Here is a 13,513-nt window from a genome sequence, read left to right as displayed (position 1 = left end):
GAAAGTCCAACCGGACACTTATCTGAACCCTCCGCATCACAGGACGTAAGATATACTTGAGCCTACTCAAATTTGTCCTGACCCATTCCAACCACCGAGGTATCCATGGCGAAAACCACCACCTTCCCGCTGCGCTACTCGGCCTATGTAATCAGCATTGCCGGTCTGATCATTTCCTTACCGATCACTTTGTGGGCAGGCGCTGGATACGTTATTCCATTGATTTTCGCTGGATTGACCACCCTGGGAACCTGGGACTTGCTCCAAAGAAGTCATACGGTAAGTCGCAACTATCCGATCATGGCGAACTTTCGCTACCTGTTTGAGTCCGTGGGGCCGGAAATCCGGCAGTACTTCATCCAGTCAGACACCGAAGAACGGCCATTCTCCCGGGAACAACGCACCATTGTTTACCAACGGGCCAAGAACGTACTCGATAAGAGACCGTTTGGCTCACAACTCGGCATGTATGAGGAGGGGTTCGAATGGATGAACCATTCCCTTACACCAAGCAAGTTGAGCTCCAGCGACTTCCGTATTGTGATCGGCAAGAACTGCGACAAGCCCTACAGCGCCAGCGTATTCAACATTTCCGCCATGAGTTTTGGCTCGCTGTCTGCCAACGCCATTCTCAGCCTGAATTCCGGTGCGCGCAAAGGCGGGTTCTACCACGACACCGGCGAGGGCTCTATCTCCCGTTACCACAGGAAGCCAGGCGGCGATCTGGTTTGGGAAATTGGTTCCGGCTATTTCGGCTGCCGACATCCAGACGGCAGCTTTAACCCGGATATGTTCCGGGAAAATGCCTGCATTGATCAGGTTAAAATGATAGAGGTCAAACTATCCCAAGGTGCCAAACCCGGCCATGGCGGCATTCTGCCCGGTGAAAAAGTAACCCAAGAGATTGCCGAAGCCCGAGGCGTTCAGGTGGGCGAAGACTGCGTATCTCCTGCCAGCCATTCCGCTTTTTCCAACCCGGTAGAGCTTCTGGAGTTTCTGGAGCAGCTTCGCGAACTCTCCGATGGCAAGCCGGTCGGTTTCAAACTGGCCATTGGTCACCCCTGGGAGTGGTTTGCCATTGTCAAAGCCATGCTGGCAACCGGCAAGAAGCCCGACTTTATTGTGGTAGACGGCGGTGAGGGAGGAACCGGTGCCGCACCCCTCGAGTTCATCAACCGGCTGGGCATGCCCATGACCGAAGCCCTGTTGCTGGTACACAACACCCTGGTAGGCACCAACCTTCGGGAAGACATCGCCATTGGCGCCGCCGGAAAGATCACCTCGGCCTTTAACATTGCCCGCACCCTGGCACTCGGTGCAGACTGGTGTAACGCCGCTCGCGGCTATATGTTTGCCCTGGGATGCATCCAGGCCCTTAACTGCCATACCGGACGCTGCCCCAGCGGGATAGCCACCCAGGACCCACGCCGGGGCAACAAACTGGACGTTCCCCTGAAAAGCGAACGGGTATTCAACTACCACAAGAACACGCTGGACGCCCTTCAGAACCTGCTGGAAGCATCTGGCCTGAAACACCCCTCCGAACTGGGCCCCGAGCATATTGTCCGGCGCGTCTCCAAAACGGAAATACATAGCTATCTGGACCTGTTCCCGTTTCTGGAACCCGGCGCCCTGCTGGAAGGCAAAACCGGCCTGACGGTATTCGACAAATACTGGGAAGAAGCCCGGCCCGATACCTTTGAGCCGCCGGAGTTCATCCTGAAACTGAGGGAAACCAAACTGAGGTAATCCTTTGGAGAAAATCACCAGCTCCCTGTTTATTTTTACCGTGGGCTGGTGTAGACTTCGCTCCCGCTAAGCCACTGAGATAAACCTCTTTTCTTGGTGGACCGCAGTTTACGGGGCGTAGCGCAGCTTGGTAGCGCACTTGCATGGGGTGCAAGGGGTCGTAGGTTCAAATCCTACCGTCCCGACCAGAATTCCCTACACAAAACCCGGGCCGAAAGGTCCGGGTTTTGTGTTTCTGGCGAACATATTCCGGAACAACTGAATGCCGACCTGAACGGTCAAGGAATCCTTGGTAGTTACCTAAAACTGCAAGCCGGTGGTAATCATCACTGCTGCGGCTCCCAGAAACGAAAGCTCTGAGGATACATGCTGCCCTCGAACCCCCACCGCAGGAATAATAGCGGGCGCTACGCCCAGGTGATTCAGCGGAATCTTATCCCGATACTCGCCCCGATACCCGTGCATCAGCCCACCGGTCACCTTGGCAAACACTGGCCCCGGCCCGAAATCAAAGTACCGGCCGGTGAAGACATACGCTGAACGCTGACTGAAGGAATTCAGAAAGCTTGCTCCGCCAACCACCCAGTCGTCCTCACGGGCATATTCCAGCGAGACCAGTTTCTGGTCATTGTTGTGTTCCGGTTTGGGATTGTGGTGGGTTGTGAAAACGCTGGTCTGCAGCAACCAGCGGGATTCATTGGCGTGCGCAGTATTGGCTGCGAGAACCACAATCAAGAAAATCAGTAATCTGGTCACGGAATAGCCCCTCATTTCTGCAGGCTGAATGGTAACCACCCGAGTACCGAAGTTCAATTTGCAAAGGATTACGGCTTGAACAGCTTTCGCCCTATGGGTAGCGCGGCGGCGATGGCAACACCGGAGGCGCCGAACGCCAGTGCGAAACCGCCCAACTCCAGCAGAAGGCCGAACATCAGCGGTGCCAGAAAATGGATGGCGCGGTTGGCCATCAGTCGCATTCCCAGCGCACCGGAGCGCTTGGCGCGGTCAACCGACTCCGCAAGAATAACCATGGACAAAGGCTGGGTAAGTCCTGAGCCGATACCGACCAGCACCGCGAGCAATCCCATGACGACAACCTGTTCCGTTGCACCCAGAAGCGCGATACCTGCAGACACAGTGACCAGTGACAAAAACACCGTATTCACACGGCCGCCGGCGAGCTCGATGATCGACGCCATGAACGGACGAATCACCATGGACACCCCCGCCCTGAGGCTCACCAATATCCCGATGATCACCGGGCTGATTGCAAGGCTCTCCAGATAAACTGGAAGGTAACTGCCGTAAACACCGAGGGCAAACATGCCCAATACTGTCACCAGAACCGACAGCTGTACGCCGCGATTCGATTGCATCAAAGCCCACTGGGCCCGGAATCCTGCCTGCTTTCGAGTAACCTGAATGCGTTCAGTGGCCTGGCCGGTCAACCAGAATCCTACCACGCCGGCTACCAGCGCAAACGCTGCCATCACCAGAAACGCGTAGGCCGTTCCGCTGGCGCTCAGCAACAGCCCTGCCAGCAGAGGGCCGATCACCTGTCCGCCGGAAAGCCAGGTGGAGTACCAGCCAAAATACTTCTCAAGGCGCGGACCCGCGCCCAGGTTGGCAATAATGGTTTGTGCCGCCAGAACCATCTGGAGATGCGCCAGACCAACCAATAGCTGTCCCAGGACCAATCCACCAAAACCAGGCCAGAGGTGCATGGCCAGAAGCCCCGCCACCATCAAGCCGGCACCGGTTATCAGCGTTGCCCGACCACCGAAACGGCTGACCACCCCACCCAGCGGAATAGCCAGGGCCAGAGGTAACAGATACTGGGCACTCAGAACCGCACCAAGCACCAAGGGAGAGGCGCCCAGTTGCAAGCCGTAGACCGGTACCACGACGATTAGCATAGAGTAGACCACGAAACAGAGCGTCAGCGACAGGCAGACTGCGCAGAAGGTTTGAGTGGCTTCGGCTTCGGTGGTCTCTTTTGGTGCGGGCGTGTTCAATGGTGTTCCGGTAATGGGTGACGTGAACTCGGGAGTGGGTATGGTAGCTTGGGAATGGGGAGCTGGCTACGGGGTCTGTCCCCGGACGGGGACTGACCCCAAACGCACCAGGTATCGGGGGTTTGGAGATGGACCGAGGTAAAAGTGGGTCAGTCCCCATTCGGGGACAGACCCTTGGGGACAGACCCTATTCAGCGGAGGCGATCAGGCTGGCGTTGCCGCCGGCGGCGGTGGTGTCTATGCACAGGTGCCGTTCGATCACGTAACGCTGGTCCAGTTTGTGCTCGGTGATGATGGGCAGCAACGCACCATCGCGCCGGGCGAGGGCCTGGCGATATTGCTTGAGCAGAGGCTTTTCGGCCACGCTGGTAATGGCGGCATAGCCCTCAAGCTGGGTCAGTGCATCCGGAGCGATCACGCCGTCGGCGGCCACTACCGGCAGGCCGGCTTTGATGGCATCCGCCAGGGCTTTTTCGGCACCAGGTGCAATCACAACCACCTTGTTGCCCTGTGACAACGCAGTGCCAGCCTGCTCTACCGCAGACTCCGCATCCGGCCCCAGGCACAAAATGGTGCCGCGGGCATGGCAGGACAGGTGGTTCTGTTCGCCGGTTGGTCCTGGCATTTCTTCATAGCCCAGATCCAGAGGCGCCGGTACGTTCTTGAACCAGGGGCGCAGAGCTTCTTTACGGCGATCCGCCGCCGGTACTTCGGCCTTTTCCAGCTTGTCGATCAGCTTCTGCACCTTGTCAGCCCCAAGCACCTTGTTGCTGGACTCCGACCGCTTGTGGACCACCTCCGCTCTCAGGAAGCGACGCACGTACTGCGGGCCGCCGGCCTTCGGGCCAGTGCCAGACAAGCCCTCGCCACCAAACGGCTGAGAGCCCACGATGGCGCCAATCTGGTTCCGGTTAACGTAGGTGTTGCCCACCTTGATTCGGCTGGCAATGTGCTCAATCCGGTTATCTACCCGGCTGTGAATGCCGAAGGTCAGGCCGTAACCCTTGGCGTTCACCGCATCCACAACCTTGTCGATGTCTTTGGCTTCAAACGTAGCCACGTGCAGAACCGGACCAAAGATTTCCTCTTCCAGTTCCTCAATGCCACTCACCTGAAGCACCGCAGGGGAAACGAACAGGCCTTTCTCGGGCACCTTGATCTTCTTCAGCAGCTTGCCTTGCTGCTCGAACTTCTGGCAATGATCGTTGATTTTCTTGCGGGCATTCTCATCGATCACCGGGCCAACGTCCGTAGACAGCAGCCAGGGGTCGCCAATGCCCAGCTCTTCCATGGCGCCATAGAGCATTTCCAGCAGGTTGTCGGCGATGTCTTTCTGCACGTACAACATACGCAGAGCAGAACAGCGCTGGCCAGCGCTCTGGAATGACGACGCCAGAACGTCGCGCACCACTTGCTCGGGCAAGGCGGTGGAATCCACGATCATGGCATTCAGACCACCGGTTTCCGCCACCAGTGGAGCGTCCGGCTCCATGTGCTCGGTCATGGCTTTGTTGATGCGCTGGGCAGTCATGGTAGAACCGGTGAAGCACACACCATTCACCCTGGCGTCGGAGGTCAAACCAGCACCCACGGTGGCACCGGTGCCCGGCAGCAACTGGATAGCCGCCTTGGGAATGCCCGCCTGGTGCATCAGTTCAACCGCCCGTACCGCCAGCAGTGAGGTCTGCTCCGCCGGCTTGGCGACCACCGCATTGCCTGCCGCCAGGTTCGCCAGGATCTGGCCGGTAAAGATGGCCAGCGGGAAGTTCCAGGGGGAAATACAACAAACCACGCCAAGGGCCTCGCCCGCGTCTTTGTACCGGACACCTTCGTTGGCGTAGAACATCGCAAAATCCACCGCCTCACGAATCTCCGCCACCGCGTCCAGCAGGGATTTACCGGCTTCCCGGGTGGTCAGGGCAAAGAGCTCGTGTACGTTCTCTTCATACAGGTCGCCTACCTTGCGGACCAACTCGGCGCGATCCTCTGCCGACAAAGCTGACCACTGCTTGAATCCGTCTTGGGCAGCGTCCAGGGCAGCAGACACGTCCGCCTCGGAGGCGTAGGTAATGTGGCCGACCAGATCATCCGGGTTGGCCGGATTGCGCACCTCAACCACTTCATCACTGGCGGGCTCAACGGCCAATACCGGACCGCCGTGCCATTGATGGCTCTTGTAACGATTGCGGCCCTCGTCGATTTCCTCAACGGTTACCGGGTCGGTGATGTCCCAACCTTTGGAATTACGGCGTTGCTCACCAAAGAGCTTCGACGGATGCACAATCGCCTTGCTGGACAAGTTGTGCCCCAGAGTCTTCACCACATCAATCGGGTCTTTGGCAATCTCTTCCGGAGTGATACTGGTGTCCACAATCTGGTTCACGAAAGAACTGTTGGCACCGTTCTCAAGCAGGCGGCGCACCAGGTACGCCAGCAGATCTTTGTGGGCACCAACGGGAGCATAGATCCGGCAAGGTACACCGCTGTCCTCCAGCACCTGATCGTGCAGGGATTCACCCATGCCGTGTAACCGCTGGAACTCAAACTTGTCGCGACCCAGGCCTTTTGCCAACTCCAACACCGCAGAGACGGAATGGGCGTTGTGGGTGGCAAACTGGGGGTAAATCCGGTCTGTCATGCCCAGCAACTGCTTGGAACACGCCAAATACGACACATCGCTGCAGGCCTTGCGGGTAAACACCGGGAAGTCTGACAACCCCATCACCTGGGCCCGTTTAATTTCGGCATCCCAATAGGCACCCTTCACCAGCCGCACCATGATCCGGCGGTCCAGTTTCTCAGACAGTGCATAGAGCCAGTCCAGCGTCTGGGACGCCCGCTTGGCAAAGGCCTGGACCACCACGCCAAAACCGTCCCAGCCTTTCAGTGACGGTTCCGACAGAATCGCTTCAATCACATCCAGGGACAGGTCGAGCCTGTCCTGCTCTTCCGCGTCAATATTGAACCCCATATTGGCCGCTGCGGCCTTCTGGGCCAGTTTCAGGGCCCGGGGCATCAACTCGTTCATCACCCGCTCTTTGTTACCGTACTCATAGCGGGCCAGCAGTGCGGACAGTTTTACCGAAATACCCGGATTGGTGCGCACATCACCTTCGCAGCGCTTGCTGATGCTGTCGATAGCATCGGAGTACGCCTGGTAGTAACGCTGGGCGTCGGCATCGGTACGGGCAGCCTCACCCAGCATGTCATAGGAATAGGTGTAGCCTCTTGCTTCCTGGGCCTTGCCACGCTCCTGCGCTTCTTCGATATCCCGGCCCAACACGAACTGTCGGCCCATTTCTTTCATGGCCTGCCCCGCCACGGTACGAACTACCGGCTCGCCAAGGCGCTTGACCAGTTTGCGCAGGGTATCCCCCACGCTCTGGCGCTCGGAGTCCTTCAACAGGTTACTGGTCATCAACAAGGCCAGGGTGGCCGAATTGATCAGTCCGGATTTGGCCTTGCCCACGTGGGCGCCCCAGTTACCGGATGTAATTTTGTCTTCGATGAGATCGTGGATGGTCAGGTTGTCCGGAACCCGCAACAGCGCCTCGGCCAGACACATCAAGGCCACGCCCTCTTTGGTGGTCAACCCGTACTCGGAAAGGAATTTTTCCATAATGGTCGGGCGGGCACTGCCACGGACGCTGCGAACCAGATCGGCCGCCCGGGCAGAGATCGCCACCCGAGCGTCATCGGAGAGCTGAGCCTCAGCAATCAATCGATGAATAACCTCATACTCGTCCGCCAGGTAGTTGGCACGGATGGCCTTGCGAATGTTATGAAGCTCTGGCGTCATGGATTGCTGTGGACTCATGGGGGATACCCTCCTGCTTATTGGAATACTGTCCGCATTTTAACGAAGCCGCTATATACTATTTACCTATTCAGGTCGAAATTGGTTTACCTTTTTCCTTTTTTGGATTGAAATTACAGAATCATTACCCCTAATTCAGGCCAAGAACAGGAATTATTACCTGGGCACAAAAAACAGACCGACTTTCTAAAAGGATAGCAGCCATGGCGGATCTGGACAGGATTGACCTCTCGATCATCCGGGAACTACAGAAGAACGGCCGCATAACCGTGACAGACCTTGCCTCCCGGGTAGGCCTCTCCAAGACTCCCTGCCAGATCCGGATGCGGCGCCTGGAGGAGCAGGGCTACATCACCGGCTACAGCGCCATGGTTAACCAGACCAAGCTTGGCTTGTCGCACGTAGCTTTTGCCCAGGTCACCCTGAACGACACCAGCAGCAAGGCGCTGGCGGCGTTCAACACGGCGGTTCGGCAAATCTCCGCAGTTGAGCAATGCCATATGATGGCTGCCAACTTCGACTACCTTCTTAAAGTCAGAACCAAAAACATGGCCGAGTACCGGCAAGTGCTTGGCGAACAGATCTCCAGCCTGCCCCATGTGCTGCAAACCAGCACCTTTGTAGTAATGGAAAGCGTTAAAGACCGCGGCCTGTGAGGAACCCTCCAATGTCGACGAACAAATCCTGCACTTTACGAGTGGTCATCGCCCCCGATTCATTCAAGGAATGCCTGGCCGCCGAACAGGTGGCCCAGGCGATTGCCCGGGGCTGGCGACTCGCAGCTCCGGATGATCAGCTTGTGACGGTGCCGCTGGCCGATGGCGGTGAAGGCACCACCCGGGCGCTGACGGAAGCCCGTCAGGGGCAGCTTCACACTGTAAAGGTCACCGGGCCAATGGGTGAACCCGTCTCGGCTCACTACGGCCTGGTTAATGAGGGAGAGATTGCCATTGTTGAAGTTGCCGAGGCCAGCGGCTTGCACTGCGTGCCCGCCAGTAGCCGAAATGCCCTGACAGCGTCCAGCGTTGGTACCGGTGAGCTGATACTGGCTGCCCTTGAGCACAAACCCAAAACCCTGATCATGGGCCTGGGCGGCAGCGCCACCACCGATGGTGGCGCTGGCATATTGCAAGCCCTCGGGGCACGTCTTCTGGATCACGGTGGCCACCCCATACCGGGCGGCGGTAACGGCCTGGCAGAACTGGCCAGCCTGGACCTGGCCCCTGCTCTGGAGCGATTGGCCGGAGTAAACCTGGTTGTGGCCTGCGACGTCAACAACCCTCTGTTGGGGCCGAATGGCGCGGCAGCGGTGTTCGGGCCGCAGAAAGGCGCTGACTCCCGGCAAGTGGTGGAGCTGGATCGCAATCTGGGGCACTTTGCCCGCCTGGTGGAACAGCAAGGAATGGATATTGCCAGTTTTCCGGGCAGTGGCGCAGCGGGTGGAATAGGCGGCATGGTTGCGGGTATTCTGGGGGCGGAACTACGCCCGGGTATAGAGCTGGTGATGGAAACCGTGGAGCTGGAAAGCCATCTGGCCCAAGCGGACCTGGTGATCACTGCCGAAGGGGCGATTGACTCCCAGAGCGCCTACGGCAAAACCCCTGCCGGCGTTGCTTCGCTGGCAAAAAAATACGGTGTTCCGGTGATTGGCTTGGCAGGGAAACTGGGGGCGGAACTGGGAGAATTGCACCGCCTCGGGTTGTCTGCTGCCTTTTCCATTACCCCTGCACCGATGGAACTGCAGGAGGCCTACACCCAGGCCGCCGATAATCTGGAAACAACCGCAGGGCAGCTGGCACGACTGGTGCACAGCGTTTCAGGCAGGCGCTAGCTTATCGGCAAGCCCCGTCAGCTCAATCTTGCCGCGGGCCAACCTGACCTGATCCTGCCGCTCCAGCTCCTTCAGCAGGCGGCTGACCACTTCTCTAGCCGTGCCCAGCTCAATCCCCAGCTCCTGATGGGTAATGGCCAGCACCCGCTGGCCATGACTCGCCCGCGCCAGCAACCACTCTTCCAGGCGCTCATCCATCCGGCGAAACGCCACCTCCTCCACCAGCAACATGAGATCGTCGAGGCGCTTTCCGTAAGACTCCATAATCGCCAGCCGAAACTCGGCGGACTGGTCCATCAGCCGGTCAAAAAGCCTTCGAGGGATGATCGCCGCTTCCGCCTCTTCCTCAACGATGGCCTCGGCCCGGTAGCCACGGCCGGTCATCAGGCAGCCAATCGACAAGGTGCATATATCATCAGCACCCATCCGGTACAACACGATGCCCTGCCCGGAAACGCCGGTCATCTGGACCTTGATGCTGCCATCAAGCACCAATGGCAGCCCCCGGCAATGCTCCCCGGCGCTGAAAAGCACCTTCCCTGGAGGAAATCGCATAACACTGATCGACGTCAGCGTGTCTTTGCGCAGGCTTTCGTTAAGGGTTTCCAGAATACTGTGTTTCGCCATTAATGGCTCCGGACGAATAATCTTGGTTGGCTGTGTGACTTTATCACTGAACGCTCGTCGCCGCAGGCCTATAGTGCCAGCATCGCCCGACATCAAACAGGAGAGACAAAGATGACGGTAAACATGGGTTCAGCGGACCGGATTATTCGCGCCATTGTCGGCATTGTTCTGATTGCCCTGGTGTTTGTAGGGCCACAAACGGCCTGGGGCTGGATTGGTGTGGTGCCCCTGGCCACCGCTGCCATTGGCAACTGCCCCGCCTATTCCCTGCTGGGGATCAAAACCTGCAAGACCAAATAGGCAGAAAGCGCACGCCAGAAAGCATAAAGGCCGGAGTGGGTACCCACTCCGGCCTTTCATCAACGGCTTACACTGCGTTCCCCGAGGCAACTTACCGGGCGGGGGAATTCAGCACATCCAGTACCTCTTCCAGCTCGGTGATCATTTGCCGGATCAGCTGCTTGTACTGGGAGGTGTCGTCTTTGACTTCCGAGCTGCTCAGCTTCTGCTTGGCACCACCGATGGTGTAGCCCTGATCGTACAACAGGCTACGGATCTGACGAATGGTGATCACATCCGCCCGCTGGTAGTAACGACGATTGCCCCGGCGCTTGACCGGCGACAACTGGGGAAACTCCTGTTCCCAATAGCGCAATACGTGGGCTTTTACAGCACACAAATCGGCCACTTCACCAATCGTGAAATAGCGTTTCCCCGGAATGGCGGGGAGCTCGTTGTTATGACTCGGTTCCAGCATACGCTTCTACTTTCTGCTTCAGTTTCTGACCTGGTCGAAACGTAACTACGCGTCGTGCACTGATGGGAATTTCTTCACCCGTTTTCGGGTTCCGTCCCGGGCGCTGCTTCTTGTCCCTGAGATCGAAGTTGCCAAATCCCGACAACTTAACCTGCTCGTTGTGGCTGAGTGCGCCTCTGATTTCGTCGAAGAAAGCTTCTACCATTTCCTTGGCCTCACGCTTGTTAAGACCTAACTCCTCGTACAAGCGCTCTGCCATGTCCGCTTTCGTCAAAGCCGCCATTTCTCAACTCCTCAGTGTTGCCCCCAGCTCTTCTTTCAAGGCATCAATAACGCCGTTGAAGAGCGAATGCACTTCATCTTCATTGAGCGTGCGTTCGGGATGCTGCCAGAACAGGCTGAGCGCCAGGCTTCGGTTGCCTTCACCCAGGCTTTCGCCTTCATAGACATCAAACACACGCAACGCCGTAAGGTGTTCACCAGCATGCCTCCTGGCCACATGCTCAACCTGGGCGAACGCCACATCGCTCCCGATAATAATAGCCAAATCCCGCCGAACTTCCGGAAATTTTGAAATATCTTTGAAATTAGGCACATATCCGGTAACGATCGAATTCAAGAATAGCTCAAACATCAGGATCGTGCCATTAAGTTCAAGATTTTTCTGAACTTGTGGGTGCAACGTGCCCAACCAGCCCACATGTTCACCGTCACGCAACAATTCAGCGGTCTGGCCCGGGTGCAGCGCCGGATGCTGGCTGGCGATGAACTGAATCTCGATACTCAGCACACGGAACAAGCTTTCCAACTCTCCTTTTACATCAAAGAAGTCCGCTGTTCTGCGACCGTTTACCCAGTTTTCCGGTACCTGATTGCCCACCACCACACCGGCTAGCATCGGCTGCTGGTCGATCTCACCGTCATTTTTCTCAAACCTGAGACCGGTTTCAAACAGACGGATGCGGGGCTGCTGGCGGTTCTGGTTGTGCACTACTGTCTTCAACAGGCCGCTCCACAGGGTGGTACGCATCACTGACAAATCCGCCGAAATCGGATTGGCCAGAGCAATGCCTTCCCGCTCTGGATCGATCAGCTGTTGTACCTTCGGATCAACAAAGCTGTAGGTAACTGCTTCCTGGTAGCCCTGCGCCACGAAGAAGTTGCGAATGGCCGACAACGGCCGTACCGCCTCTTCCCTCGCCCGCAAGCCAAGGGAGCCCGTTGGCTCGGTCACCGGCAGGTTGTTGTAACCGAAGATACGACCGACTTCCTCGATCAGGTCTTCTTCGATGGAAATGTCCGGGCGGAAGCTGGGCACACTGATGCGCCAGCCGTCTTTCAGTAACTTGTCGATATGCAGACCAAGACGAGACAGGATTTCTTCCACCGTGGTGCGGTCAATCGCCAGGCCCAGCACATCGGCCAGGCGTTTTTCCCTCAGATCGATCACTCTCGCTTTCGGCAAGTGCTCTTGGCTTGCCACTTCCACGATTTCTCCGGGCTCGCCACCAACAATGTCCATCAGCAGGCGCGTTGCCCGCTCCATGGCATCGCGAGCCAGTTGGTAATCAACACCACGCTCAAAACGGTGGGAGGCATCGGTGTGCAAACCATATTCGCGGGCCTTACCCGCCAGGGTAATGGGGTCGAAATAGGCCGACTCCAGCACCAGGTCCCGGGTTTTCGGGCTCACCCCGGAGTGCTCCCCACCCATAACGCCGGCAATGGCAATCGGTTTCTGGTGGTCCGCAATCAGGAGGGTTTCCGGAGTCAATTCAACTTCCTGACCATCCAGCAGCACCAGTTTTTCGCCTGCCTTGGCCATACGCACAATGATACCGCCACTGATCTCGTCACGGTCGAAGGCGTGCATGGGCTGGCCCAGTTCCAGCATCACGTAGTTGGTGACATCCACTGCGGCATCAATGGACCGGATACCGGAACGGCGCAGCTTTTCCTGCATCCACAAGGGTGTTTCCGCCTGCAGATTTACGTTTCGCAGAACGCGCCCCAGGTAACGGGGGCAACCTTCCGGCGCCTCTACGCGGATATCCGGCACTTCCGAATGCACCGCTTCCACCGGAGCAATGTCTGGTGCCTCTACCAGCAGGCTGTTCAGAACACCCACTTCCCGGGCCAACCCCTTGATGGACAAGCAATCACTGCGGTTCGGAGTGAGGTCAACATCAATGGCGATGTCGTTGAGCTTCAGGTAATCCGCTACGTCCTGACCAACCGGCGCATCAACAGGCAATTCCATCAGGCCATCGTGACTTTCAGACAGCGCCAGTTCGGATTCGGAGCAGAGCATGCCTTCGGAAGGCTGGCCACGCAGCTTGGCCTTCTTGATCTTGAAGTTACCGGGCAACACCGCACCAACCACCGCAAACGGCACTTTCAGGCCGGCGCGCACATTGGGAGCGCCACAAACCACCTGAACGGTATTGGTCCCGTCACTCACCTGACACACACGCAGCTTGTCAGCATCCGGGTGGGGTTCGGTAGAAAGCACTTCGCCAACCACCACACCGCTGAATTCACCGGCCACCGGCTCAAAGCCATCCACTTCCAGCCCGGCCATGGTGATCTGGTCCATCAATTCCTGGGATCCAAGGTTCGGGTTAACCCACTCGCGCAGCCACTGTTCACTGAATTTCATCGTTCTTGCCTTGTCCTGATGCGGTTTATGCGGTTGATTCTGAGCTCTGCGTACGTCG

At 57.6% G+C, this 13,513-nt stretch carries 11 protein-coding genes and 1 tRNA gene; 5 read left to right on the top strand and 7 right to left on the bottom strand.

The window, feature by feature from the left end; all coding sequences use genetic code 11:
* Positions 1-105 precede the first annotated feature (105 nt).
* Complete coding sequence (locus J122_RS07545) at positions 106-1,749, top strand: FMN-binding glutamate synthase family protein (RefSeq protein WP_061331709.1); 1,644 nt, start codon at positions 106-108, stop codon at positions 1,747-1,749.
* A 111-nt stretch (positions 1,750-1,860) separates the two neighbouring features.
* A tRNA-Pro gene (locus tag J122_RS07540) sits at positions 1,861-1,937 on the top strand.
* A 112-nt stretch (positions 1,938-2,049) separates the two neighbouring features.
* Here the strand turns inward: J122_RS07540 and J122_RS07535 are convergent.
* The 3 genes from J122_RS07535 to putA all read right to left on the bottom strand — a co-directional run bounded on the left by J122_RS07535 (position 2,050) and on the right by putA (position 7,581).
* Entirely contained in the window at positions 2,050-2,505 is a 456-nt protein-coding gene (locus J122_RS07535) for a sn-glycerol-3-phosphate transporter (protein WP_106695996.1), read from the bottom strand.
* A gap of 68 nt (positions 2,506-2,573) precedes the next feature.
* Entirely contained in the window at positions 2,574-3,764 is a 1,191-nt protein-coding gene (locus J122_RS07530) for an MFS transporter (RefSeq protein WP_082780530.1), read from the bottom strand.
* 187 nt (positions 3,765-3,951) lie between these two features.
* On the bottom strand, positions 3,952-7,581 hold the full coding sequence (gene putA, locus J122_RS07525) for a bifunctional proline dehydrogenase/L-glutamate gamma-semialdehyde dehydrogenase PutA (protein WP_061331708.1): 3,630 nt from the start codon (positions 7,579-7,581) through the stop codon (positions 3,952-3,954).
* A gap of 203 nt (positions 7,582-7,784) precedes the next feature.
* On the opposite strand from putA, the gene J122_RS07520 reads away from it, so the two are divergent.
* Both J122_RS07520 and J122_RS07515 read left to right on the top strand, forming a co-directional pair.
* Positions 7,785-8,237, top strand: a complete 453-nt coding sequence (locus J122_RS07520) for an Lrp/AsnC ligand binding domain-containing protein (protein WP_061331707.1) — start codon at positions 7,785-7,787, stop codon at positions 8,235-8,237.
* A gap of 11 nt (positions 8,238-8,248) precedes the next feature.
* The gene (locus tag J122_RS07515; protein ID WP_061331706.1) at positions 8,249-9,412 is read left to right on the top strand and encodes a glycerate kinase; all 1,164 of its coding nucleotides are present in this window, start codon (positions 8,249-8,251) and stop codon (positions 9,410-9,412) included.
* Here J122_RS07515 and J122_RS07510 read toward each other — a convergent pair.
* Entirely contained in the window at positions 9,398-10,039 is a 642-nt protein-coding gene (locus tag J122_RS07510) for a Crp/Fnr family transcriptional regulator (RefSeq protein ID WP_061331705.1), read from the bottom strand. The two genes, J122_RS07515 and J122_RS07510, sit on opposite strands and share 15 nt — an antisense overlap.
* Positions 10,040-10,150: 111 nt before the next feature.
* On the opposite strand from J122_RS07510, the gene J122_RS07505 reads away from it, so the two are divergent.
* A complete protein-coding gene (locus tag J122_RS07505; protein ID WP_061331704.1) occupies positions 10,151-10,339 on the top strand; it encodes a DUF2892 domain-containing protein in 189 nt (62 codons plus the stop codon).
* A 91-nt stretch (positions 10,340-10,430) separates the two neighbouring features.
* On the opposite strand, the gene J122_RS07500 is transcribed toward J122_RS07505, so the two are convergent.
* Genes J122_RS07500 through pheT form a run of 3 tightly spaced genes read right to left on the bottom strand, consistent with a single transcriptional unit; the run spans position 10,431 to position 13,455 of the window.
* On the bottom strand, positions 10,431-10,796 hold the full coding sequence (locus J122_RS07500; protein ID WP_058093133.1) for a MerR family transcriptional regulator: 366 nt from the start codon (positions 10,794-10,796) through the stop codon (positions 10,431-10,433).
* Complete coding sequence (gene ihfA / locus J122_RS07495; protein ID WP_044386556.1) at positions 10,777-11,079, bottom strand: integration host factor subunit alpha; 303 nt, start codon at positions 11,077-11,079, stop codon at positions 10,777-10,779. The genes J122_RS07500 and ihfA overlap by 20 nt, the downstream gene beginning before the upstream one ends.
* A gap of 3 nt (positions 11,080-11,082) precedes the next feature.
* Complete coding sequence (gene pheT / locus J122_RS07490; protein ID WP_061331703.1) at positions 11,083-13,455, bottom strand: phenylalanine--tRNA ligase subunit beta; 2,373 nt, start codon at positions 13,453-13,455, stop codon at positions 11,083-11,085.
* Between the last annotated feature and the right edge of the window lie 58 nt (positions 13,456-13,513).

Origin of the sequence: Marinobacter excellens LAMA 842, assembly GCF_001574445.1 — a bacterium.
GTDB lineage: Bacteria > Pseudomonadota > Gammaproteobacteria > Pseudomonadales > Oleiphilaceae > Marinobacter > Marinobacter shengliensis.
The sequence above is the reverse complement of the archived record's forward strand: the minus strand, read 5'-3'. Positions and strand labels throughout refer to the sequence as shown.

Bases quoted from the DNA above. Each gene is read 5' to 3' on its own strand.
- J122_RS07545 (WP_061331709.1), top strand. From the start codon at position 106: ATGGCGAAAACCACCACCTTCCCGCTGCGCTACTCGGCCTATGTAATC.
- putA (WP_061331708.1), bottom strand. From the start codon at position 7,581: ATGAGTCCACAGCAATCCATGACGCCAGAGCTTCATAACATTCGCAAG.
- J122_RS07520 (WP_061331707.1), top strand. From the start codon at position 7,785: ATGGCGGATCTGGACAGGATTGACCTCTCGATCATCCGGGAACTACAG.
- J122_RS07515 (WP_061331706.1), top strand. From the start codon at position 8,249: ATGTCGACGAACAAATCCTGCACTTTACGAGTGGTCATCGCCCCCGAT.
- J122_RS07510 (WP_061331705.1), bottom strand. From the start codon at position 10,039: ATGGCGAAACACAGTATTCTGGAAACCCTTAACGAAAGCCTGCGCAAA.
- J122_RS07505 (WP_061331704.1), top strand. From the start codon at position 10,151: ATGACGGTAAACATGGGTTCAGCGGACCGGATTATTCGCGCCATTGTC.
- J122_RS07500 (WP_058093133.1), bottom strand. From the start codon at position 10,796: ATGCTGGAACCGAGTCATAACAACGAGCTCCCCGCCATTCCGGGGAAA.
- ihfA (WP_044386556.1), bottom strand. From the start codon at position 11,079: ATGGCGGCTTTGACGAAAGCGGACATGGCAGAGCGCTTGTACGAGGAG.
- pheT (WP_061331703.1), bottom strand. From the start codon at position 13,455: ATGAAATTCAGTGAACAGTGGCTGCGCGAGTGGGTTAACCCGAACCTT.